Raw genomic sequence first — 24,055 nt, 5'->3', positions numbered from 1 at the left:
GCATCCCGGGGAACCACACCCGACGCTCCGTCCCTCACAAGACCACCCCCACCCCCGATGCGCTGCACACCGACCACCGGGGCCGGACTTCTGTACGCCTTGACAGCCCCCGCCCTCATGGGTGCGGTTACCAAGAGCAGTGCGGCGCCCCCGGCAGGACTCGAACCTGCGGCCAAGCGCTTAGAAGGCGCCTGCTCTATCCACTGAGCTACGGGGGCCGGTGTGGTGGCCTCTGTCGTGGTGCCCGGGTGTGGGCTGATCCGTGACGTTGCCGGGGACAAGGATAGGGCTCTCGGGTCCTCGTCCCTGTTGCTTCGCCTCCGTGGCTCGATGTGGAGGTTCGGTGAAGCGGTCCTGATAATCGCAGGCAGGTACGAATCGTGCACCGCTTTTGGCGTCTCACACACCCGGTGTTGTGCACTCGTTATGCCTGGACTGTGCCCACGTCCCAGTCGTCCCTTCCGTCCCTTGTGTCCTATCGGCGCGCAGACATGCTCATATGCTTCAGAATTCCCCTAAAATTGGGCATTCTTCGCATGTGGTGACCTTGGACGTACGGCCTCAGCTGCTCGACGCACTTTCCGCCCTGCGCGAGCGTGTCGCCGCCGCACGCTTTCCGCTGCCCCTGATGGGGGCTCCACGCGCGCGTGCCAACCGCGACGAACTGCTCGCTCAGCTCGACGACTACTTGGTGCCCCGGCTGAGGGACCCCCAAGCGCCTTTGCTGGCCGTTGTCGGGGGATCCACCGGCGCCGGGAAGTCGACCCTCGTCAACTCGCTGGTGGGACGGCGCGTCAGTGAGGCGGGCGTCCTGCGGCCGACGACACGGACTCCGGTGCTGGTCTGCCATCCGGAGGACCATCACTGGTTCAGCGGGATGCGGGTGCTGCCGGACCTCACGCGCGTGTGGGTGCCCGGGCAGGAGCCGACGGCCGACCTGCTCCTCCCGGGTGAGGACTCCACGCGAGTGCTGCGGATCGAGACTGCCGACACGCTGCCGCCCGGCCTCGCCCTCCTCGACGCGCCCGACATCGACTCCCTGGTCGCCGACAACCGCGTTCTCGCCTCCCAGCTGATCTGCGCGGCCGACGTCTGGGTCATGGTCACCACTGCCGCGCGGTACGCCGACGCCGTGCCCTGGCACATGCTGCGCACCGCCAAGGAGTACAGGGCCACCCTCGTCACCGTCCTCGACCGCGTACCGCACCAGGTCGTCACCGAGGTCTCGCGGCAGTACGGGGCGCTGCTGACCAAGGCCGGGCTCGGCCACGTACCGCGGTTCACGGTGCCCGAACTGCCCGAGTCGGCCTGGGGCGGCGGGCTGCTGCCCGCCACCGCGGTGGCGCCCCTGCGGACCTGGCTCGTCCAGATGGCGCAGGACCCGGCCGCCCGGCAGTACGCCCTGGCCCGTACGGCGCACGGCGTCCTCGACTCGCTCAAAGCCAGGATGCCCGAGCTGGCCAGCGCCGCGGCGGCCCAGCACGCGGCCGCACAGCGGCTGACCGCAGCCGTCGAGGGGGCGTACGACAGCGAGTACGCGCGCGTGCGGGGGCGTCTGCAGGCGGGGGCCGTGCTCGCCGGTGACGCCCTGAAACGCTGGCGCGCCTTCCCGCTCGACTGCTCCGCGGGCGAACTGCTCGACGCCCTGGTGGAGAGCCTCGGCACGCTTCTGCTGTGTGCCGTCACGGCCGCCGACGAACGCGTCCAGGAGGCCTGGCGGCGCGAGCCGGCGGCCGGGGCCCCAGGGCTCAACGGGCTCGATCCGACTCCGGAGAGCGCCGAGCACCGCATCGGGTTGACCGTACGGCGGTGGCGGCGGGAGCTGGAGGAGTACGCCGAAGACGAGGTGCGCACCCTCGACCGGAGCGTCGCGCCGGATCCCGAGGCGGTGGCCGCCCTCGTCGCCACCGTGCTGCTGGGCGGCCGCCGGGCACGGTCGGCCGGCGAAGGACTCGCCGGGCGGATCGGCGCGCATGGGGCGCTGCGCCTGCGGGACCGGGGCGGGCGGCTGCTCGCCGACCATCTGAACCGCATCATGCACGACGAACGCGAACTCCGGCTCGCCCCCCTCGACGCGCTCGACGTACTTCCCGAACCGCAGGCCGAACTCATCGCCGCGCTGTCGGTGTTGCAGAAGGAGAGGTGACCGGTGACCGCCGCAACGGACCGGAACCACGACCACACGGACAACGCCGATCACGCCGACGAGGCGGGTTCGACGGACGAGCGGGCAGCGAACCGCCCCTCGGCAGAGGGCACTTCCGAGAACGGCAGCCGAGGGGACGGCGCCCCGGAGGGCGAGCGTCCGCAAGGGCACGCGGCGGACGCCGGGAGCGGCCGGGCGGAACCCGCCGACGACGACCACGCGCGTGTGGATGAGCGAGGGAGGGCAGACGGCGACGGCTCCGGTCGTACGGACTCCGCGGGCGCTTGGGACGACGGGCTGATCGCCCGGCGCGTGACCGAGACCGCCACCGGGCATGTCGCCGCCGTGGAGAGCAGGGCGTCGTCTCCGCAGACGGTGACGACGCTGACGTACGACGGACCGCTGCGGTCGCGGCTGGAGGCGCTGCGCGAGCTGGTGGGCCTGTCCCGTACCCGGCTCGACAGCAGGACGCTCGCCGAGGCCGGCCGGGTCCTCGACGAGGCCGCGGCCCGGCGCAGGCTCTCCGGACAGCACACCGTCGTCGCCATCGCCGGCGCCACCGGCAGCGGCAAGTCGCAGCTGTTCAACGCGCTCGCCGGGGTGGCCATCTCGGAGACGGGGGTGCGCAGGCCGACCACCGCCCTGCCCATCGTGTGCAGTTGGAGCGACGGCGCGTCGAGCCTCATCGACCGGCTCGGCATCCCCGGGCGGCTGCGCCGGCGTCCCATGCAGAGCGCGGAGGCGGAGGCCCAGCTGGGCGGGCTCGTCCTGGTGGACCTGCCCGACCACGACTCGGCGGCCGTGCAGCACCGCGAGCAGGTGGACCGCGTACTGGCGCTCGTCGACGCGATCATCTGGGTCGTCGATCCCGAGAAGTACGCGGACGCCGTGCTCCACGAGCGCTATCTGCGGCCCATGGCGGGCCACGCGGAGGTCATGTTCGTGGTCCTCAACCAGATCGACCGGCTGCCCGGGGAGGCCACCGAGCAGGTCCTCGACGATCTGCGGCGGCTGCTCGACGAGGACGGGATCGCCCTGGGCGAGTACGGCGAGCCCGGCGCGACCGTGCTCGCCCTGTCGGCGCTCACCGGTGACGGCGTCGGTGAACTCCGCGAGGCGCTGGGCCAGTTCGTGAAGGAGCGCGGGGCCCCCGGGCGCCGTATCGCCGCCGACGTGGACGCGGCTGCGGCACGGCTGCGCCCGGCCTACGCCACCGCGCGGCGGGCCGGGCTCAGCGAGGAGGCGCGCGACGAGTTCGCGGACCGGCTCGCGGACGCGGTGGGAGCCACCGCCGCGGGCGAGGCGGCCGAACGGGCGTGGCTGCGCAACGCCAACCGCGCGTGCGGGACGCCCTGGCTGCGGTTGTGGCGGTGGTACCGGGACCGGCTCGAACCCTCCACGGGCCGCTTCCCGCAGCGCGCGCAGCAGGACGAGGAGGCTACGGCACGGCAGCGCGTCGAGCAGGCGGTGCGGACGGTGGCCGACCGGGCGTCGACCGGGCTGCCCGCACCCTGGGCACAGGCGGTGCGGGAGGCGGCCGCACGGGGTTCACAGGGGCTGCCCGAGGCGCTGGACAAGCTGGCGGCACGGGCGGGACTGCCTCCCGGGCGGCCGCCCCGGCCGGGCTGGTGGCCGGTGGCGGTGCTGGCCCAGGCGTCCATGACGATCCTCCAAGTCATGGGCGGGCTGTGGCTGTTGGGGCAGATCATCGGGTTCATGGCGCCGAACCTCGGGGTGCCGGTGCTGCTGATGCTGTGCGGCATCGTCGGCGGACCGCTCGTCGAGTGGAGCTGCCGGATGGCGGCACGGGGGCCGGCGCGGAGATTCGGCGCGGAGGCGGAGCGACGGTTGCGGGAGGCGGCCGCGGGGTGCGGCCGGGCGCGGGTGCTGGATCCGGTGGCTGCGGAGCTGCTGCGGTATCGGGAAGTACGGGAGCAGTACGGGAGGGTTACGGGGGTGGGGGCTGTGGTGCGGTAGGACGGGGGCGGGTGGGCGGGTGTGGCGGGTCTGGGCTGTGGCGCGGCGGGGTGGGGGACGGTGGGTTTCCCTCGTCCGGGTGATGGGGTTTTCCACAGGCGGGCCTTGGTCCACAGCGCTCGGCGGGCTCGGCCCGGCGGAGGCAGTCTGGCGGTGCGGCGATCGCGGCGGACGCGGTCGCCCCGGCAGACGCAGCCGTACGGGACGGGCCCGTACGTGTAGCCACCCGGCGCGGGCGCCGGGCGAGGGAGGGGTTCACGATGAACGAGACCATGGTCACCGCGGTGGGCAATGTGGCGACGCAGCCGGTGTACCGGGAGCTGGCGTCGGGCGCATCGGCGAGGTTCCGGCTGGCGGTGACCTCGCGCTACTGGGACCGGGAGAAGAACGCCTGGACGGACGGGCACACCAACTTCTTCACGGTGTGGGCCAATCGGCAGCTCGCGATGAACGTGGGGACGTCCCTGTCGGTGGGTGATCCGGTGATGGTGCAGGGCAGGCTGAAGGTGCGCACGGAGGTGCGTGAGAGTCAGAACCGGACCTCGGCGGACATCGATGCGGTGGCGATCGGCCACGACCTGACGCGGGGCACCTCGGCCTTCAAGCGCACGAACAGGGCCGAGGTGCCGACCACATCACCGCAGACGGAGCCCAACTGGGAAATCACGGCGGGTGACTCGGCGGACCCGGCCTCCCAGGAGCAGCGTGAGCCGGTCGCGGTGACATGATGTCAGTTCTCGCCCCACGCTGACCGAACTGCGGCTTATCGGCGAAAACCTTCGAGCGAACTGGTCTATTTGTCGATGAGCCCTGCTCATGCGCGGGTCATGGCGATAACGATTCCGAGTCGGATCTGTCATCGGATGCCATCACCGGGAAGCGTGGTGCGCCTCGTCCTTAGGATGCCGAGCGTAGCTCTCGGGGCTTCTGATTCTGCTGGTGGGACCGACCCCCCACGTCAACCGGTCCTGCTCGAAGGGGAATTCTGTGCATTCTTCGTTCTCTGCGCTGCAGGTGCGCGGGCGGGGCGCGGTCCGTCTCGCCGCCGCGACGCTGGTGTCCGGGCTCGTCGCCGTCGGCGTGATGGCCGGTGCCGGTACGGCCGCGGCCGACGGGACGTCACAGAGCCAGAGCGGGGCCACCGCCACCATCGGCGGTCTGAAGACATACGGCGCGGCCGTGATCCACGACGAGGCCGGGGACCAGCAGATCTCGGCCGGCCTGTTCGAGATGTCGGTCGAGGGCGGCGGCACCCTGCAGACGTACTGCGTCGACCTGCACAACCCCACGCAGACGGACGCCAAGTACCACGAGACACCCTGGAGCGGCACCTCCCTGGGCGCCAACAAGGACGCGGGCCGGATCCGCTGGATCCTGCAGAACTCCTACCCCCAGGTCAACGATCTGGCTGCCCTCGCCGCCAAGGCGGGTGTCAGCAGCGGCCTCTCCGAGCAGGACGCGGCGGCCGGGACGCAGGTGGCGATCTGGCGCTGGTCGGACGGCGCGGACGTCGACGCCATCGACCCGCAGGCCGAGAAGCTCGCGGACTACCTGGAGAAGAGCGCCCGGAACCTGGCCGAGCCGGAGGCGTCGCTGACCCTCGACCCGCCCGCGGTCTCCGGACACCCCGGCGAGCTGCTCGGTCCGGTCACGGTGCACACCAACGAGGGCAGCGTGACGGTGTCGCCGCCGGCCGACGCCGCCACGAGCGGGGTGCGGGTCGTGGGCAAGGACGGCAAGGCCATCACGTCCGCCGCGGACGGCAGCCAGGTGTTCTTCGACGTCCCCGAGGACGCGGCGGCGGGCTCGGCCGAGGTGACCGTGCAGGCCTCGACCACCGTGCCGGTCGGTCGTGCTTTCACCTCCGAGAGCCGCAGCCAGACACAGATCCTGGCCGGCTCCAGTGAGTCGACCGTCTCGGCGACGGCGGGCGCGGGCTGGGCGGAGAAGGGCGCGATACCCGCGCTGTCGGCGGCGAAGAACTGCGCCAAGGGCGGGCTGGACATCACCGCGTCCAACGAGGGCGACGAAGATTTCGCCTTCGAGCTCATGGGAACCGAACACGTCATCCCGGCGGGCACGTGGCGGACCGTGACCATTCCGCTGCAGGAGGACCAGGCGTACGACTTCACGATCGAGGCACCGGACGGCTTCGAGAAGCGGTTCACGGGCGTGCTCGACTGCCTGACGCAGGGCGCCGAGGCCGGCGATTCGACGCAGACGCTCAGCGAACCGAGCCCCGCGACGGTCGGCGGTACGTCCGCGGACACCAACCTCGCCGAAACCGGCGACTCCGGCATGACCGGCCTGATCGCGGGCACCGCCATCGGCCTGGTCGTGATCGGTGGCGCGGTCCTGCTCGTCGTGGGCCAGAGGAAGACACCGACCCGGGACTGAGCACCGGATCCTCGGACTCTGAGGATTGTCACTGCCGCCCCACCCGCAACCGACACCCCAGTGCACGCGTCGCGTAACACATGGAACGCGAATGGCTCTTCTCCCTCATCCCCCTGACGATCGGCATGGCCTTCCTCGGGTTCGGTGTGTACGGCCTCCGCCGCGCCGGTGCGCTGCGCCGTACAGGTGTCACGGCCGAGGCTCGGATCGTCCGTCACGATGTCAGGCGGGGTGACGAAGGCGCCACGTTCTACCACCCGGTCGCGGCTTGGACGGCCCGGGACGGGCGCACGTGCGAGTACTCATCCAGATTCGGTCGCGGCGTCGTCGGTAGCGCCTTCGGCGTGGGGGCGTACGTCATCGTCCAATACGACCCGGGGGCCCCACACCGGTTTGTGATCGAGGGCTGGGACATGACGTCGGTCGACCTGCTGTTCACCGTGCTGGGCTCGGTGTTCACAGTGGGCACGGTGACCGTGTTGCTCCTCCGGGTGCTCACCCTCTGACCGGGCCGACCCTGAGCTTTCGAGGACTGCTCGCGGCGGGGGCGCGCGCCCCCGCGGGACAGCCGCTCCGACTTCGCCGGCGGCGACCCCGAAGGCGGCGACCCCGAAGGCGGCGACCCCGAAGGCGGCGCGGCACGGGCTGACGGCGGAAGAAGGAGACCGCACGGTGGCCGCGGCGGTCGGCGAAAGGGGGCGGACCTCAATCGGTTGGGGCCGTTGTGACGTGCTCCGAGGAGACTTTCGGCGCTCGTCCGAGGAATCCGACAAAGGTGCTCGTGACGGCGCCTGAACGTGACGTGCCAGCTTCCGGCCCCATGCCTGGCCCGGTGCTTCGACGCATCGGTAGGTCAACACGCACAGCGGCAGCAGCACGGCGTAGAACGCCGCTTCGAGGACGAGATCGTCCCGCCGCCAGCGGCCGAGCGTGCCGTGGACCACCGCCAGCAGCACGGGATGCACCAGGTAGATCGAATAGCTGATCGTCCCCAGCCCGGTCAGCCAGCGCGGTATCCGCCTGTGGCGCACCGCCAGGCCGACCCCGAAGGTGAGCGCGGCCAGCAGGAACGCCAGGATCCAGGCGCGTCGTGTGGCCTGGGCCCCGTCGCCGTACCAGTACGCACTCCCCACGGCGCAGACGACCACCAGTATGGCCGTGCAGGCCGCGCGCCGCCACGTCGTCCGACCGTGTTCGGCTCGGTGGACGGCGGTGCCCAGGAACATCACGGCGAGGATCACCAGTCCCTCCCACATGGGGACCGTGCCGTTGAAAGCCACCAGGACGAGCGCCAGCACCCCGCCCAGCACGCCCCCGAACACCCGTGGCGCGGCTGACGAGGAGCTCGCACAGCAGATGGCGACCACCATCGCCATCGAGGCGAGCATGACCAGAGGGCCGGTTCCCACGGCGCCGGAGAGTGCGGGGACCGGCAGCACGACCCCTGCCGTCACGCTCACGGCGGCGAGCACGGCCAGGGTTACGGCGACCTCGGCGGACCGCCTGTGCAGCCGGACCGTGAAGAGAGCAACGACCAGCAGATAGAACGCCATCTCGTACGAGAGCGTCCACAGGACCAGAAGGAGACTGGGCGTCCCCAGCAGCTCTTGGAGCAAGGTGACATGGGCGACGGCCGCCGTGGCAGCGTTCTGCTGACCGAAATCAGCGCGGAGCTCCGCGATGCCCACCAGGTTGAGGGCGAGGACCGGGATGACGACGGCCGCCCACATCGGGTACATGCGGAAGACCCGTCCGATCCAGAAAGTCCGTATGCAGCCTCGGCGCTCCAGCGACGCGGGAATGATGTAGCCGCTCACGAGGAAGAACAGCATGATGCCGTACCGGCCGGTGTTGAACTCCGGTATCAGCTCCCGCCGGAACTCCGCCAAGAAGGTGTACGACGAGTGATCGAACACCACGACGAGTGCTGCGATGCCGCGCAGGGCATCCAGCCATCCCAACCGCGACGGGCCGGCCGGCGCCCCCGATGAGGGCATTCGTGGCGGCGCAGAGGCCGGCCGATCAGGGGGAGAGGAAACGGGGAGTGGGGGTTCCATACTCATCGCCCAACGTGCTCTTCGCTCTCTGTTTTACCCCTTGCCGATGAAGCGGTGACAGCCGGCCGGCGCCGTCACGCACGAAAGCCCAGCTCACAGCCCCCCGACCAGACGGGTTACCACCCACGGCTGGCCGTCGGGCAAGATGGGGTGTATCTGCCCACTGCCAGATTCAAGCTGCCGGACGGTTTCTCTTGGCTGAGTTCATTTACACCATGCGCAAGGCGCGCAAAGCGCACGGCGACAAGGTGATCCTCGACGACGTCACCCTGAGCTTTCTCCCGGGTGCCAAGATCGGCGTCGTCGGTCCGAACGGCGCCGGTAAGTCCACCGTCCTCAAGATCATGGCGGGGCTGGAGCAGCCGTCCAACGGTGACGCCTTCCTCTCGCCCGGCTACAGCGTCGGCATCCTGCTGCAGGAGCCCCCGCTGAACGAGGAGAAGACGGTCCTGGAGAACGTCCAGGAGGGCGTCGCCGAGATCAAGGGCAAGCTCGACCGGTTCAACGAGATCGCCGAGCTGATGGCGACCGACTACTCCGACGCGCTGCTCGACGAGATGGGCAAGCTTCAGGAGGAGCTCGACCACGCCAACGCGTGGGACCTCGACGCCCAGCTCGAGCAGGCCATGGACGCCCTCGGGTGCCCGCCCGGCGACTGGCCCGTCACCACTCTCTCCGGCGGTGAGCGCCGCCGTGTCGCGCTGTGCAAGCTGCTGCTCGAGCAGCCCGACCTGCTGCTCCTCGACGAGCCCACCAACCACCTCGACGCCGAGTCCGTGAACTGGCTGGAGCAGCACCTCGCCAAGTACGCGGGCACCGTCGTCGCCATCACCCACGACCGGTACTTCCTCGACAACGTGGCCGAGTGGATCCTGGAGCTCGACCGCGGGCGCGCCTACCCGTACGAGGGCAACTACTCCACGTACCTGGAGACCAAGGCGACCCGTCTCAAGGTCGAGGGCCAGAAGGACGCCAAGCGGCAGAAGCGCCTCAAGGAGGAGCTGGAGTGGGTCCGCTCCAACGCCAAGGGGCGGCAGGCCAAGTCCAAGGCGCGTCTGGCCCGCTACGAGGAGATGGCCGCCGAGGCCGAGAAGATGCGGAAGCTGGACTTCGAGGAGATCCAGATCCCGCCGGGGCCGCGGCTCGGCAGTGTCGTCGTCGAGGTCAACAACCTCAACAAGGCCTTCGGCGAGAAGGTCCTCATCGACGATCTCTCCTTCACGCTGCCGCGTAACGGCATCGTCGGCGTCATCGGCCCCAACGGCGCCGGCAAGACGACGCTCTTCAAGATGATCCAGGGTCTGGAGACGCCCGACTCCGGTTCGATCAAGGTCGGCGAGACCGTCAAGATCTCGTACGTCGACCAGAGCCGCGAGAACATCGACCCGAAGAAGTCGCTGTGGGCCGTCGTCAGCGACGAGCTCGACTACATCAACGTCGGGCAGGTCGAGATGCCCTCGCGGGCGTATGTCTCCGCCTTCGGCTTCAAGGGCCCGGACCAGCAGAAGCCGGCCGGTGTGCTCTCCGGCGGTGAGCGCAACCGCCTCAACCTCGCGCTCACCCTCAAGCAGGGCGGCAACCTGCTGCTCCTCGACGAGCCGACCAACGACCTCGACGTCGAGACCCTGTCGAGCCTCGAGAACGCGCTGCTGGAGTTCCCGGGCTGCGCCGTCGTCGTCTCCCACGACCGGTGGTTCCTCGACCGCGTCGCCACGCACATCCTCGCCTACGAGGGCGAGTCCAAGTGGTTCTGGTTCGAGGGCAACTTCGAGTCGTACGAGAAGAACAAGATCGAGCGGCTGGGGCCGGACGCCGCGCGTCCGCACCGTGCCACCTACAAGAAGCTGACGCGGGGCTGATCGATCTTGCGGCACCTCTACCGCTGCCCACTGCGCTGGGCGGACATGGACGCGTACGGCCACGTCAACAATGTCGTCTTCCTCCGCTACCTGGAGGAGGCCCGTATCGACTTCCTGTTCCGCCCGGACAAGGATTTCCAGCAGGGGTCCGTGGTGGCGCGCCATGAGATCGACTACAAGCGGCAGCTGGTCCACCGGCACTCGCCGGTGGACATCGAACTGTGGGTCACCGAGATCAGGGCGGCCTCGTTCACTCTCACCTACGAGGTCAGGGACCCGGACCAGGTCTACGTCCGGGCCTCGACGGTGATCGTGCCGTTCGACTTCGAGGCGCAGCGGCCGCGTCGGCTCACCGTGGAGGAACGGGAGTTCCTCGCGGAGTACCGGGACGACGCGGACGACAAGGAGGAGGCCGTCGCCGCATGACGGTGCTCCACCTCGCCGACGAGGGGGAGGCAGCGGATCTCGCCGCCTTCCTCTCCCGGCTGCTCCACTACGACCGTTCGGCCGCGGTACGGCTGCAGGCGGCCGGCACGGCCCTCGCCGTGTTCGGCCGGCCGCCGTCCTTCGAGGTCCTGGCGATCCGCGCGGTGCGGCTCGCCAAGCCGTACGAGAACGGGCTCGACGTCACCCTGGATGTGACCGTGTCGGCCGGGGAGCTGCTGGAGTCCGTCGACGAGTCGGCCGCCACGGCCGTCGTACCGGCGGCGGTCACCGGTCCGCCGTGGGCCGGAGTGCTGCCCCCGCGCGGCGGCTGGCGGGCGGAGCCGGGACTGCCGGAACCGGACGCGCTGCGTGCGACGGTCGGTGCGGCCGTCGCCGAATTCCGGTCCCGTACGCAGGAGTTGGTGCCCGAGCGGCGTACCAGGATCGAACTCGACCGGATCGGGCGGGAGATCTGGTCCCGGACGGTCGGGGACACCCCGCTGCCGGTGCGGGCCGTGCACGCGGCCCAGTCGCTGGGCTTTCTGCGGACGACAGAGACCGCGGGGGATCTGGCGCTGCTCGCGTCGGGTGCGTGGCTGAGACTGCGCACGCCGTACGGCTCGATCGCCGTACGGAATGCAGGGCTCGGGGTCCTGGACGTCAGCGTCCGCTGACGCCCCCGTCGGCGCCCCGGTGGCTGTCACACCCTGCGCATCCCCTGTGCATCAGGCCGGGTTGTCCGGGGCGTTCACCATCGAGGCCGCCGCGTACGTCAGGTACTTCCACAGCGTCTGCTCGTGCTCCTCGGACAGGCCCAGCTCGTCGACCGCGTCCCGCATGTGCCTCAGCCAGGCGTCGTGCGCCGCCCGGTCGACGGTGAAGGGGGCGTGCCGCATCCGCAGCCGGGGGTGGCCGCGGTTGTCGCTGTAGGTCGTGGGGCCGCCCCAGTACTGGATCAGGAACAGGGTGAGGCGCTCCTCGGCAGGCCCCAGGTCCTCCTCGGGATACATGGCCCGCAGGGCCGGGTCCTCGGCGACCCCCTCGTAGAACCGGTGGACGAGGCGGCGGAAGGTCTCCTCCCCGCCGACCTGCTCGTAGAAGGTCTGCTCCTGAAGCGTGCCGCGCGGAATCTCTTTCACCCGCCCATCGTCTCAGACGGGGCGACCCAGGCCTCAAGGCCTAGGACCGATCCCCGGGGAGTGGGCTGTTCCGGATCGGCCGGACCAGGTGCTCGCCTCTTGCCGTCCGCCGCCGCACAGTGGACGTATGGGCGCGCATGCTCTGGACAAGGACCTCGCCGTCCTCGCCGCCTCGGCGCGGGCGGGGCTGGTGCGTGCGATCGGCGTGAGCGGTGCCTGGGCCGCCGACCCGGTGTGGCGGGAGGCCTTCGAGGCCGTCCCGCGCCATCTCTTCGTGCCGTACTACTACGTCGGCGTGGTGGGCGGCTACGAACGGCGCTGGGGCGAGAGCCCGGACCCGCGCAGCCGTGAGCGCTGGCTGCGCGGGGCGTACGCCGACACCCCGCTGGCCACCCGGCTGCGCGACGGCGAGCTGCTCACCTCCAGCAGCCAGCCCTCACTGATGGCGATGATGCTGGTCGCGCTGCGGGTGAGGGACGGCGACAGGGTCCTGGAGATCGGCGCGGGCACCGGCTACAACGCCGCCCTCATCGCCCATCGGCTCGGCGACGACGACCTGGTCACCACCATCGACCTGGAGCCGGAGATCACCGAGTCGGCCCGGCAGCACCTGGCTGCCGCGGGGTACCACCCGGTCGTGGTCACGGGCGACGGGGCGCGCGGGGTGCCCGAGCGTGCCCCCTTCGACCGGATCATCGCGACCTGCACCCTGGCGTCGATCCCGCCCGCCTGGCCGGCCCAGTGCCGCCCAGGTGCCCGCATCCTCAGCCCGTTCGCCACCGGACTGATCGCCCTGGACATCCGCGACCCCGGGCACGCCGAGGGACGGTTCCTGCACACCCCCGCCTATTTCGTGCCGCTGCGCGGCGCGGACCGGGCGGGGCCGGAGACGGTGACCCTCGCCGGGGTGCCGCGCTGGGCCAGGGGGCACGAGCTGTTCCGCTTCCTGCTGGCCCTGACCCGCGGCAGCCTCGATCCGCAGGAGGCCTACGCGCTGTGGGAGCGCGAGGGCATGCCGCAGCGCGAGCGGTACGGCATCACGGTCAGCGGCGAGCGCGAGTGGGCGTGGCTGGACGATCCGGAGGGGCCGTACGCATGGCCCCTCGTGTGAACCGCAAGTTCCTGAACGGACAGGTCAGCCCCTGCGGATCGTGATCGTCGTCCACGCGCCCACGTGCACCCGGTCCCCGTCCTGGAGCGGGATCGGCACGAAGGGCTGGATCGGCTCCTCCGAGCCGTTGACGGTCGTACCGTTGGTCGAGTTCTGGTCGACGACCGCCCAGGTGCCGTCCGGCTGCTGGACCAGCACCGCGTGCTGGTGCGAAACGCCCGGGTCCTCCGGCGGCACCGAGAGGTCGATGTCGGGGGTGTCGCCGGTGGAGTGGCGGCGGCGGCCGATGGTGATCTGGTTGCCGGTGAGCGTGCGCTGCTGCTCGGGCGAGTACGCCGGCAGGTTGAGGCCCGCGGCCTCGGGGCCGGAGCGGTGCATCATCGCCATGAAGTACTCGCGGTCCGGACCGATGGTCGCCGTCCAGGTCGCCGGCTGCTGCGGGAAGCCGAGGCCGGGCGGCGAGTGAGGGGCCTGGGTCGAGCCGGGCTGCGGGTAGCCGTAGCCGCCGGGTGCGCCGGCCGACGGCGGGGAGATCACCCAGTCGTCGTCACCGCCGCCGAACGACGGGCCGCCCGGCTGGGGCCGGCCCGTCTCCTGCGGGAAGCCGGGAGGGGCCGCCGGACCCGAGGGACCGGACGGCTGGAACGCCTGCGGGGCACCCGCCGTGGCACCGGGACCGGGCGGCGGCGGAACGGGCCGCGAGGGGTCGCCGCCGAAGCCGGGATGGCCGCCCGGACCACCCGGACCGCCGGGATTGCCGAAGTTGCCGGGGCCGCCGGGGCCCGCGAAGGTCCCAGGACCGCCCGGACCGCCCGGACCGCCCGGACCACCGGGGCCACCCGGCCCGCCGGGCCCGCCGAAGTTGCCGGGGCCGCCCTGCGGACCACCTTGACCACCGGGGCCACCCTGCGGACCACCCGGACCACCGGGACGACCAGGACCCCCTGGGCCGCCGAAGTTGCCGGGACCCCCCTGACCGCCGGGGCCACCGAAGCCTCCGGGCCCTCCGGGACCGCCCTGCGGCCCCGTGGGTTCCCCGCCGAACGGTGGGATCGGCTCGGCAGGCCGGTTCATCTGCGACGGGCGCGAGCTCTGGTAGTCGTACGCGTCACCGCCGCCGTAGGACGGGCCGGGCGGCTGCTGGAAGCGGGCGCCCGGGCCGGGGCCGGGAGCCGGCGGGCGCGGGGCGGCCGGGGCGTACGACGTGGCCGTGTTCGTCAGGAAGTTCCACCGGCACTCCTCGCAGAACGGCGCACCGCCCTCACGGGGCGTGCGGCACTGCGGGCAGAGCTCCGGAGCGGGGTCGGGCGCGGCGGACAGGTGCGGCCGCCCGCCGGGCTGGGGTCCCGGGCCCTGCGGCGGCGGGAAACCGTAGCCGCCGCCGGGTGGCGGAGGAGGCGGGGGCGGGGGTACGGCACCGGCCATGCGGTGACCGCAGACCTCGCACCAGTCGTCGGAACCCGACTGGTGTCCGTTCGGGCAGGTCGGCATGTCGGCGCTTCCCCCTCTCCTTTTCCGGCCGCTTTGACCGGATTTCTCCAACCCCAAGGGGTCGGGCTCGCTCTTTCAGTGTCCTTCTGCGGTCACTTCTTTACACGAACAGTCTTTGTCGACCGTGTCTCGAGAGTCATCTCATCGGCCTCCGCGACCTTCGCCTTCAGTCGCACAGTACCTGTCGCGGCGTCGACCACGTCCACCACCTTCGCAAGCAGTTTCGCAGTATCAGCGTTTCCGGAGGCGCTTGCGAGCTGAACTGCTCGGCCCAGTTTGGCCGTTGCTCCATCCATGTCTCCCGCTTTGCGGAGATCCAGCCCTTGTTGGATGGCTTGTGCCAGTTCGGCCTGCCCCGTGTAGTGGGCGACCTGGGGGTTGATGGACGTCGAGGCGACCATGTCGTCGGTCCACACGGCCCGTACGAGACCCTGCGCGCCGAGGTTCTGGACCATACCGTCGGGCTGCGGAACGACCAGGGACACCCGGGCGGCGAGCATCTCCTGGCCCAGGTTCGCCGCCGGGACCTCGACGCACACGTGGTAGTCACGGGACTCGTCTCCCCAGGAGCCGGTGGGGTAGTCCCCGGCGCGCGGGCCGGCCTCCGTACGGCGGTCGGTGAGCTCCTCGACGGTGGGTGCCACTTGCTTGACGAACCTCACGGTCGTGCCGACCGGCGTCCACAGCCTGAGGGCGACGTCCGCGACTTCTTTGCCCATCGCGTTCTCCATCATCAGCGTGAAGTCGGCGGAGAGAGCGGCGGGGTCGGCGACGATGTCGGCGGTGCCGAGCAGCGCGGAGGCTATGCCTGTGACTTCTTTCACTTCCCAGTCGGTGCCCACGCCCCGGGCGTCACAGGTGAAGCGCCCCGCGCAGGCGTCCAGGGCGGCCTTGAGGTCCTGGGGCGACTCGTGCTCGTTGCGGCCGTCGGTGAGCAGGATGCCGTGGCGGATGGCGACGTCCGCGGCGCAGAGCAGACGGTCGGCGAGACCCAGCCAGGTGCCGATGGCGGTGCCGCCGCCCGCGCTCAGCTTGCGCAGGGCCTGCTTGGCCTGTTCCCGGGTGGCGGCGTCGGCGACCGCGAGGCGCCCGCCGCCCGGGTAGACCTCCTTGGCGACGTGCGTGCCGCCGATCACCGCGAAGTGCACGCCGTCGCGCAGGGTGTCGATCGCGGCGGCCGTCGCGTCCCGGGCGTTGCGCATCTTGGTCGGCGGGTAGTCCATCGAACCCGAGCAGTCGACCATGATCGCCACGGCCGCGGACGGGCCCTGCCCCGGCGCGTACAGATGGGGCGACGCGACCGCGCTGCCGATCGTGCCGCCTCCGGTGGCGGTCACCGTGACGATCGCGTTGACCTCGCGGCCGCCCTCCGGCAGGTACTCGTTCTGGTACACGTCCATCGAGAACTGCGGCACGTTCGACTTCGAGAAATTGGCCATTCCTGCTCAAATCCCCCTAGAAAACCCCGCCGAGGCAGGGCGATGACCGAAGACGGACCGGTCCCCTCCGGTCCGTCGAGGCTTCCCCGTGCGCGGCCTCAGGCGGATCCTGCCCCTTGCGGCGGGGCCGGGAACGGCAGAAGGGCCACTGTTACGTTGTCGTGGCCCCCGCCGTCCAGCGCGTGACCCACCAGCACCCGGGCGCCGTGCAGCGGCCGTACCGCGGCGTCGAGGGGCACGACCTCGGCCATCTCCTCGGCCGCCTCCGCGTAGTTCCACAGTCCGTCGGTGCACACCACCACTACACCCGGCCGGTCCGGCTTGAAGGAAGCGGTGTGCGGCTCCAGTTCGTAGGCGTCCGCGCCGAGCCAGCCCGTGATCGCGTGGGCGCGTTCGTCGGCGTACGCCTCGGCCTCGTTCATCAGGCCCGCGGCGACCATCTGCGCGGCCCACGAGTCGTCCTCGGTCAGCCGGGCCGGGGGCGAACTGCGGTCCACCGGCACCCAGTAGGCGCGGCTGTCGCCGACCCAGCCGACGACCAGCAGACCGGAGGTCACCACGGCACCGACGAGGGTGCAGGCGGGGGCGTTCTGGTGCGGGGCGTGCTCGCGGGCCGTGGCGGGCTCCTCGGCGAGCGCGTTGACCGCGTGGGACGCGGCGACGATCGCCTCGTGCATGGCCTGCTGGGGATGCGTGCCGGCCGGCAGGGCCGCGAGAAGGGCTTCGCCGGCCACCCGGGACGCGGCGAGCGAGGCGTCGTCCGGGCGGGTCGCCGAGGACACCCCGTCGCAGACGATCGCCACGGTGGCCGGGGAACCGTCGGGCAGTGTGACGCAGCCGAGGGAGAAGGCGTCCTCGTTGCGGTGGTGGCGCAGACCGCGGTCGCTGACGGCGGCCACCGGGCCGGCCTCGTGCTCCATGTGGTCGCGTTCGCGCGGCTGGGCGTGCCCGCAGTTCTCGCAGTAGCCGTCGTCGTCGACCCGGCCCGCCCGGCAGGCCACGCACACCCGGGTGCCCTCGGGCGGGGTGGGCAGCTCGGCGGCGATACGCGGGTCCGGCGCCTGCAGCGGGTACTCGTCGGGCTCCGGCGGGCGGTCGAACCGTACGCCGGAGGCCGGGGAGAGGGGCGATCCCGCGGACGGGGGCGACTGCGGTGCGGGCGACGGGAGTTCACGGCCCCCCGGGTCGGTGCCCTGGAGGTCCGCCGGCTGATGCACCGTGGCGGGCCGGCCGGGGGCGGCGGGCTCGGCGGCGGGCCGGGCCGCGCCGGCGGGGCCCGCCGGCGGTGACGCCTGGCCGTTCATGACGATCGTCGGGTTGTCAGCCGGCCGCTCGGGGACGGCGGACAGGTCGTATCCGCACGCACCGCAGAAACGGTCACCCGACTCGAGGGGTTCCTCGCAGCTCGGGCAGGCGGACAGCTGGGGCATCTGCGACATCAACTACACCCACGTCCGGGGGCGGTAACGGTTGGCACGTTCCACCAGGTCGATCCTCTCCTCGCCGCCGCGTGCGAGCCGGGCCAGCGTGCGGTACGAGCGCTCCAGTCCGAAGCGCAGGCCCCGCTCGTCCAGGTCACTGCCGAGCAGCACCCGGTCCCCGGCGGCGGACGGGGGGGAACCCTGGCCTCCGGAGAGTATCCAGTCCAGCGCACAGCCGAGCACTTCGGCGGACAACTGCTCGCGGCGCGCCGGATCCAGACCGTACGCGTCCAGCGCCTCGACCTGCCCCGCGGCGGCGGTCAGGTCGTCCAGGAACGGTGCGTCGGCGGCCGCGGCCGTGCGTTGACGCAGCCGCGCGCGGACGGCCGCCACACGTGCCGCCGTGTAGTGGATGGAGGACTCCGGAATCGACTCCAGGGTCCGTACGGCGCTGCGCCGGTCGCCGGTCGCGAGCTGGACCCGGGCCAGGCCGAAGGCGGCGCTCACATGACTCGGGTCGGTCGACCACACCAGGCGGTAGTACTCGGCGGCGTTGTCGAGCTGGCCGAGAACCTCCGCGCACAGCCCGAGCGCCAGCTTGGGCGCGGGCTCGCCCGGGAAGGCGTCGTAGATCGCGTCGAAGGCGAGGGCGGCGCCCTCGTGGTCGCCGGTCACCAGCGCGGCCACGCCCCGGTACCAGACGACCCGCCAGTCGTCGGGCCGCTCCTCCTCCAGCTTCACCAGGGCTTCGAGGGCGGTGTGCGCGTCGCCGTTCTCCAGCCGGGCCCGCGTCTGCCGCAGCCGGGTCTCGGGCGACGGGGCCGGCGCCGCGGCCAGCGCCCCGAGCAGCTCGGCCGGCGCGGTGGTCATCAGGCCCGCCAGGAACCCGGCGTTCGGATCGGCCGGGTCGACATGGGGGACGGGCAGGGCGAGGGCCGCCAGGCCCGTGTCGACGGCCTTCACGAGGCGCGGGCTGCCGTTCGGGCCGCCCGGGAGCACGGCGGAGGCCGCCGGCCGCTGCTTCGTCCCCACCGCCCGCGCCCCCAGCCGCGAGACCTCCCCGTCCAGCTTCGGGAACAACTCCGTGTCCGTGACCCGCACTTCGGGCCCGAACAGCGTCGACAGCGCCGGCCGCGCCCGCCCCGTCTGAAGAGACACGACCTCGCGCAGGACGCCCGTGAGCTGCTCGGACATCTCCTGCGCGGAGGCGAACCGGCGGGCCGGGTCCGGGTCGGTGGCGCGGACCAGCAGCCGGTAGAAGGATTCGTACCGGTGGAAGACCTCGATGGTGTCCGGGTCGGGCAGCGAGTCCACGAACACGTTCGTGTAGCCCTGGAAGTCGAAGGCCAGCACCGCGAGCGTCCGGGCGACGGTGTACAGATCGCTCGCCACCGACGGGCCGATCTCCGCGACCTCCGGCGCCTGGTAGCCCACCGTGCCGTAGATGGCCGACTCGTCGTCGTCCATCCGGCGCACCGCGCCCATGTCGATCAGCTTGAGCTGGTCCTCGGTCTGGATCGCGTTGTCGACCTTGAAGTCGCAGTACAGCAGGTTGCGGCTGTGCAGATGACCGAGCGCCTCCAGGGCCTCGATGCCGTACGCGCAGGCCTGCTCCACCGGCAGCGGGTCCCGCTTGCCGTCCGGTGTGCGGCGGGAGTTCGCGAGCTCCTTCAGCGACTTCCCGCCCACGTACTCCATGACGATGTACCCGTCCAGCGAACCCGTCCGCTGGTCGAGGTGCTCCACGAAGTTGTAGATCCGCACGATGTTGGCGTGCTCGATCTCGGCGAGGAAGCGCCGCTCGGAGATCGCGGCCGCCATCGCGTCCTGGTCGCCGGTGTCCAGCAGGCCCTTGAGCACAACCCAGCGGTCCGACACCGCGCGGTCCACGGCGAGGTAGATCCAGCCGAGGCCGCCGTGCGCCAGACAGCCCGCGACCTCGTACTGGCCGTGCACCACGTCACCGGACTTCAGCTTCGGGACGAAGGAGTACGGGTGGCCGCACTTCGTGCAGAACCCCTCCGTGCGTCCGGGCCGCTCACCGCGTGAACGTCCCACCGACGCCCCGCAGTCGGAGCGCGAGCAGAACCGCTTCCGCTCGGGCACCTCGGGGTTCTCCAGCACCATCGCGCGCGGATCGGGCCGCGGCACCCCGGGGACCTCGACCAGTCCGGCGCCGAGGCGGCCGCGCGCGGACGCACCGGAGGAGGAGCCGGAGCTGCGCACCGACACCGAGCGGCCGGTGGACCGCCCCGACAGGGAGCGCGAGAGCCGTCCCGACACCGAGCGCCGGGACTTCGACGACTGCGAGGACGTACGGGAACTGCCGCGGCTGCCCGCGCGCGAACTGCCGCTGCCCGACCCCCGGGTGCCACCGCCCACTCCGCCGGCTCCGGCGGCCGGGGAACCGGCCGGGCCGCCGGGCGACACCACGGGCGCCAGCCCGCAGGTGTCGCAGTACAGCTCGCCGCCGCCCATGTCCTCGTACGTCCCGTCGCAGTCGGGCCGCTGACAGGTCTGCTGTGCCTGACTCATGACGCTGCATCCCCCTTGTCGCTCACGCGCCCGATTCCCTCCGGTCCTGCGGCCCGCCCTGCTCCGGCACGCGCGGCGCGCCGAGCAGTTCGGCGGCGGCGTGCTGATAGCGCAGGACGGCCTGTTCGGCCACGCGCAGATCGCAGGGCGCGCTCCACAGCATCCGGCGCGCCGCGTCGTACCGCTCGATCAGGAACGGGTCCTCGGCCAGACCGTGCCGGGCGACCTTCGCCTTGTACGCGTCGAGGCGGCCGCGCAGTTCCGCGCGGACCGCCAGCGGCGCGGTGACCGCGGTCAACGACTCGCGGGCCCGCAGCAGTTCGTCCTCCGCCTTCTGCTCCAGGGACTCCAGGAGCGGGGACAGCCGGTGCCACTGGGCGTGTCTGCGGTACTCGGAGGCCGTCGCCAGCTGCTCCTGCAGCACGGTCGGCGGGCCGCTGACGACCGGCACCTCGGTCGCGGCGATCTTCGCGAGGACCTCGCCGCGGGCGGTGCGTGCCTCGGCCAGGGTGCGGTCCGCGCGGCTGAGCACGTCGCGCAGTCTGACCAGCCGCTGCTCGGCGTCCTGCCGGACGGTGAGCACGGCGTCGATCTCCCGGCGCACGTCCTCCAGGGCGCGCGCCTCACGGTCGTACACCGTGGTGTCCGGCTTGCCGCCGCCCGGTGCCGTGCTCCCCTCGGCGGGGACCCAGAAGGCGAGCGGGTCGGACACCACCTGCTCGCGCAGCGAGGTCAGGGTGCGTGTGATGCGCTCCAGGTCGTCGCCCGCCGGGTGTTCGCCGGGGCGCACACCGACGGAGTGCGCGAGCCGGCGGGTGCGCTGGAGCTCCGCGGCCAGTAAATCGATCCGCGCGGGCAGCGCCGACCATACGGCGTCGGCGGCGACGACCATGTCCAGCGAGGTCGCGTACAGCGCGTTCATCCGGTCCACGAGCGTGGCGAGCGAGAACCGCTCGCTGAGCTTGCCCGCGCCGCCGTGCTGCGTCGGGGCGTTCGCCGTGGCCGTGGCGGATCCCGCGATGGTGACGGACTCGCCGCGCAGCAGCTCGGTCAGCTCCACCAGGTCCTCGCGGCTGGACCAGCGGCGGCGGGCGCGGATCTCACGGGCCGAGTGCAGCGCGTCCGCGTAGCTGTCGAAGTACGCCCACAGCAGCGTGATCGACGCCTCCGTGGCGGACCAGCGCTCCTCGGTGGTTCCCGTGAGGTCGGCGCCCTCCAGGAGCCGGCGGCCCGCGTGGTCCTGCAGGGCGAGGAGCGAGGTCTCGATCGCCTCGTGCTCCGCGCCGAGCCGCGCCAGCGCACGGTCCACCTCGTCCCGGTCCATCACCGGCCCGGCGGGGTCCGTGGCGCCCATCGATCACCTCTCGCTGCTGTGTTGTGGTCCGTCGGTTCTGCGTCGGTCGTACGTCGGTCGTACGTCGTGGTCGTGCGTCGGCCGGGAGCCGGTCACTTGTAGTGCGCCGTGGGCGGAGTGGCCGACTCCGAATCCTTGCCCAGGGTCGCGGACAGCCACTTGTCGTACGACGCCTTCCAGTCGCCGTCGCCGCGGTAGTCCTCGAGGATCCGGTTCACCCGGCGTACCAGATCGGTGGCGTCCTGTTTCATCGCCACGCCGTAGTACTCGGTGGTGAAGGTGCCGCCCTTCAGCTGCACCGTCGGGTCCTGGGCCGCCTGGCTCGCGGCGAGCGCGCCGTCGGTCACCACCGCGTCCACCTGGCCGAGTTGCAGCCGCACCAGGCAGTCCAGCTGGTTGGGGACGGTGAGGGAGATGTCGGCGGTGGCGGGTATCTTGCCGGCCTGCTGGTCGGCGGCCAGCCGGTCGTGGGCCGTGGAGGTCGCGGCCGAGCAGATCTTCTTGCCGGCGAGCGTCCTGTCGTATCCCTTGATCGTCGAGGTCTTCGGCGCCAGCACCTGCTGGCCGGTCCGGAAGTACGGGGCCGAGAAGCTGACCTGGTTCAGACGGTCGCAGGTGATCGTCATGGTGCGGACCACCATGTCGACACGGCCGCTCTGGATCGCGGGGATGCGCTGGTTGGTGGGGATCGCCCGGAACTGGATCTTGTCCGCGCCGTAGTCGTCGCCGAAGATGTTCCGCGCGATGGCGTGCACGAGGTCGATGTCGAAGCCCTCGAGCTCGACGGAGGGGTTGTTCGGATTGCGGTAGCCCCAGCGGTAGCTGTTCTGGTCGACGCCCACCGACAGGTGGCCGCGCTTCCTGATGGCCTCGATCGTGTCGCCCGAGGCACTCGACGGGGCGGGGCTCTGGTCCTGGGCGGTGCCCTCGGAGCACTGGCCGGCCCTGGCCGGTGCGCCCTGCGCCACTCCGGAGCCGCCGAGCCCCGGCTCGCCGCCGCCGCGCGACTGGGTCAGCGGCAGCAGCAGGACGAAGGCGAGCGCCAGGGCGCACAGGGCCGCCATCGCCCCGACACCGCCCCAGCCCTTCAGACCGGCGCGCAGCCGCGCGACGCCGCGGAGGCGAGAAACGTCACTGCGTGCTGCCATCGTCACGCCCCCTTTCACCGGTACTCCGACAGCCTGCGCCCGACGCCCAGCGTCGCGCCCGCCGCGCCGAGCACCGCGAGCGCCGCCGAGCCGACGGTGAGGCCGGACATCGCGTCCAGGCCGTCACCGGCGGATGCCCTGAACTCGTTCGTCTCGTGCCGGAGCGCGGCCGCCAGGGAGGTGTCGACGTTGTCGAAGCACACGCTGGTCGACTGCTCCTTGGAGGTGCCGATGACCCGGTCGCGGGCCTTCTGGTACTCGCCGGACTCGTTGTCCTTGCGGGCCGTGCTGTGCCGGAGCTTCCACTCCTTCATGGAGCTGTTCGCGACCTGCACGGGCTTCTTGCCCGCCGGGTCGTCGGCGAGGGCGCCGGCCCGGGTCAGCGTTCTGGCGAGCGCCTCGATCTCCTGGTCGTAGCCCCAGTCGTAGGCGTCCATGACCGTGCCGTCCTTGAGCTCCTTCGTCTCCGCGCCACGGCTGACCAGGGTCAGGTTCTCGTCGCTGCGGGCCTTGAGGGAGGCGATCTGCGCGTCGTGCAGCACGTTCAGCGAACGGACTCCGTGGTCGTAGGAGTCGTTGAGCCCCGCGCGCGCGACGGTGTGGCCGACGACCAGCCACAGCAGGACCACCGTGGTCGCGGCGGTGGCGGCGACCATGCCGTGGTTCAGAACGCGGTTCGTGCGCCGGTAGTTGCGATGCTGGGCCCACGCCAGCGCGGCCAGCGCGAGGAGGCCCAGAGCGATCGCGGCCCACGGGTACAACGTCGCGTCCCCGTAGTCCTCGCGCAGCCGCTGGTTCTCCTTCTTGTAGAGGTCCTCGGCCTTCGGGAGCATCTTGTTCTGCATCGTGTCGTTGGCCAGACGCAGATAGGCGCCGCCGACCGGGAAGCCCTCCCGGTTGTTCGCACGGGCGGTCTCCACCAGGCCCTTGTACTCCGGCAGAAGCTCGTTGAGCTCGGCGATGGTGGCCGCGGAGGGTGAACCCGGCTCGGAGTTGGCGGCGGCGGTGACGAGCTTGGCTGCGGCCGTACGGACGTCGTTCTCGTAGCGCTCGCGGGTCTCCCGGGTCTCCTGAAGGCCGGCGAGATAGCCGCTGGCCGCCATGGTGTTGGCGTCGGCGAGCGAGCGGTAGATGTCGGCCGCGTCCGAGCTGAGCGGCTGGCTGCTGTGCAGCACGTCGTCGGCGGCGCCGGCCCGCTCGGTCGTCTGCCACGCGGTGACGGCGCCGAACGCGACGACGAGCAGGGCGAGGACGGCGCCGATGACGCGCAGCCGGCCGGGCTCGGTGGTGGCGGCCGCGCGCAGCTGGTCGACGCCCTCGGCGAAGGCGGTACGGCGGGGCGGGGCGGGGGCCGGGGGAGGGGAGGCGGGCCGGCCGGGCGGGCCCGGCTGCGGCGGCACCACCGGCATCGTGGGCATGCCCGCGCCGCCCGGCGGTGGTGCCGCGCTCTTCGGCGGATGTGTCACTGTGACCTCCCCCATGGTCATCCGTCGCCGCAAGTATCGCTGCCGGGACCGACAATCCGCACCGGCCTTCACTGGATCTTGATCGGATC

Annotated in this window: 17 protein-coding genes, 1 tRNA gene and 1 pseudogene; 9 read left to right on the top strand and 10 right to left on the bottom strand. The window is 71.7% G+C overall.

Features of this window, described 5'->3' with window-relative positions:
- Window positions 1–145 precede the first annotated feature (145 nt).
- Window positions 146–218: transfer RNA gene (locus F7R91_RS16275), tRNA-Arg, on the bottom strand.
- 320 nt (window positions 219–538) lie between these two features.
- On the opposite strand from F7R91_RS16275, the gene F7R91_RS16270 reads away from it, so the two are divergent.
- The 5 genes from F7R91_RS16270 (at window position 539) to F7R91_RS44235 (ending at window position 7,026) form a co-directional block, all read left to right on the top strand.
- The gene (locus F7R91_RS16270; protein ID WP_150949388.1) at window positions 539–2,146 is read left to right on the top strand and encodes a dynamin family protein; all 1,608 of its coding nucleotides are present in this window, start codon (window positions 539–541) and stop codon (window positions 2,144–2,146) included.
- Between the two features lie 3 nt (window positions 2,147–2,149).
- Window positions 2,150–4,123 carry a YfjP family GTPase gene (locus tag F7R91_RS16265; RefSeq protein WP_150949384.1) on the top strand — a complete coding sequence of 658 codons (1,974 nt, stop codon included), beginning with the start codon at window positions 2,150–2,152 and terminating at the stop codon, window positions 4,121–4,123.
- A 260-nt stretch (window positions 4,124–4,383) separates the two neighbouring features.
- Entirely contained in the window at window positions 4,384–4,851 is a 468-nt protein-coding gene (locus F7R91_RS16260) for a single-stranded DNA-binding protein (RefSeq protein ID WP_150949382.1), read from the top strand.
- A 259-nt stretch (window positions 4,852–5,110) separates the two neighbouring features.
- Window positions 5,111–6,520: a Cys-Gln thioester bond-forming surface protein gene (locus F7R91_RS16255; RefSeq protein WP_150949380.1), complete on the top strand. Its 1,410-nt coding sequence runs from the start codon at window positions 5,111–5,113 to the stop codon at window positions 6,518–6,520.
- Between the two features lie 80 nt (window positions 6,521–6,600).
- A complete protein-coding gene (locus F7R91_RS44235) occupies window positions 6,601–7,026 on the top strand; it encodes a DUF3592 domain-containing protein (protein ID WP_150949377.1) in 426 nt (141 codons plus the stop codon).
- A gap of 273 nt (window positions 7,027–7,299) precedes the next feature.
- Here F7R91_RS44235 and F7R91_RS16245 read toward each other — a convergent pair.
- Window positions 7,300–8,517: pseudogene (locus F7R91_RS16245) on the bottom strand (acyltransferase family protein); the annotation flags it as partial.
- Window positions 8,518–8,771: 254 nt separating this feature from the next.
- Here F7R91_RS16245 and ettA point away from each other — a divergent pair.
- From ettA to F7R91_RS16230, 3 genes are read left to right on the top strand one after another with little or no spacing between them, the layout of a single operon-like run.
- Entirely contained in the window at window positions 8,772–10,436 is a 1,665-nt protein-coding gene (ettA, locus tag F7R91_RS16240) for an energy-dependent translational throttle protein EttA (RefSeq protein WP_150949374.1), read from the top strand.
- Window positions 10,437–10,442: 6 nt separating this feature from the next.
- Window positions 10,443–10,862, top strand: coding sequence for an acyl-CoA thioesterase (locus tag F7R91_RS16235; protein ID WP_150949372.1), 420 nt, complete (start codon window positions 10,443–10,445; stop codon window positions 10,860–10,862).
- Window positions 10,859–11,536: a hypothetical protein gene (locus F7R91_RS16230; RefSeq protein ID WP_150949369.1), complete on the top strand. Its 678-nt coding sequence runs from the start codon at window positions 10,859–10,861 to the stop codon at window positions 11,534–11,536. The genes F7R91_RS16235 and F7R91_RS16230 overlap by 4 nt, the downstream gene beginning before the upstream one ends.
- A 51-nt stretch (window positions 11,537–11,587) precedes the next feature.
- On the opposite strand, the gene F7R91_RS16225 is transcribed toward F7R91_RS16230, so the two are convergent.
- A complete protein-coding gene (locus F7R91_RS16225) occupies window positions 11,588–12,001 on the bottom strand; it encodes a globin (protein WP_150949366.1) in 414 nt (137 codons plus the stop codon).
- Between the two features lie 127 nt (window positions 12,002–12,128).
- Here F7R91_RS16225 and F7R91_RS16220 point away from each other — a divergent pair, with 127 nt between their 5' ends.
- Complete coding sequence (locus F7R91_RS16220) at window positions 12,129–13,112, top strand: methyltransferase domain-containing protein (RefSeq protein WP_150949361.1); 984 nt, start codon at window positions 12,129–12,131, stop codon at window positions 13,110–13,112.
- Window positions 13,113–13,136: 24 nt separating this feature from the next.
- Here the strand turns inward: F7R91_RS16220 and F7R91_RS16215 are convergent, their stop codons facing one another.
- The 7 genes from F7R91_RS16215 to F7R91_RS16185 form a co-directional block, all read right to left on the bottom strand.
- Window positions 13,137–14,603, bottom strand: coding sequence for an FHA domain-containing protein (locus tag F7R91_RS16215; RefSeq protein ID WP_150949360.1), 1,467 nt, complete (start codon window positions 14,601–14,603; stop codon window positions 13,137–13,139).
- A 92-nt stretch (window positions 14,604–14,695) separates the two neighbouring features.
- Window positions 14,696–16,042 (bottom strand): vWA domain-containing protein, encoded by a 1,347-nt coding sequence (locus F7R91_RS16210; RefSeq protein ID WP_150949357.1) that lies wholly within the window; start codon window positions 16,040–16,042, stop codon window positions 14,696–14,698.
- A 98-nt stretch (window positions 16,043–16,140) separates the two neighbouring features.
- On the bottom strand, window positions 16,141–17,484 hold the full coding sequence (locus tag F7R91_RS16205) for a PP2C family serine/threonine-protein phosphatase (protein ID WP_191971510.1): 1,344 nt from the start codon (window positions 17,482–17,484) through the stop codon (window positions 16,141–16,143).
- The gene (locus tag F7R91_RS16200) at window positions 17,485–19,998 is read right to left on the bottom strand and encodes a serine/threonine-protein kinase (protein ID WP_150949351.1); all 2,514 of its coding nucleotides are present in this window, start codon (window positions 19,996–19,998) and stop codon (window positions 17,485–17,487) included.
- Window positions 19,999–20,020: 22 nt separating this feature from the next.
- The gene (locus F7R91_RS16195; RefSeq protein WP_150949348.1) at window positions 20,021–21,352 is read right to left on the bottom strand and encodes a coiled-coil domain-containing protein; all 1,332 of its coding nucleotides are present in this window, start codon (window positions 21,350–21,352) and stop codon (window positions 20,021–20,023) included.
- A gap of 92 nt (window positions 21,353–21,444) precedes the next feature.
- Window positions 21,445–22,500, bottom strand: a complete 1,056-nt coding sequence (locus F7R91_RS16190; RefSeq protein ID WP_150949345.1) for a glutamate ABC transporter substrate-binding protein — start codon at window positions 22,498–22,500, stop codon at window positions 21,445–21,447.
- A gap of 14 nt (window positions 22,501–22,514) precedes the next feature.
- Entirely contained in the window at window positions 22,515–23,966 is a 1,452-nt protein-coding gene (locus F7R91_RS16185; protein WP_408056035.1) for a hypothetical protein, read from the bottom strand.
- Between the last annotated feature and the right edge of the window lie 89 nt (window positions 23,967–24,055).

The organism is Streptomyces luteolifulvus (genome assembly GCF_008806595.1).
GTDB lineage: Bacteria > Actinomycetota > Actinomycetes > Streptomycetales > Streptomycetaceae > Streptomyces > Streptomyces luteolifulvus.
This window is presented reverse-complemented; position numbering and strand designations above follow the sequence as displayed.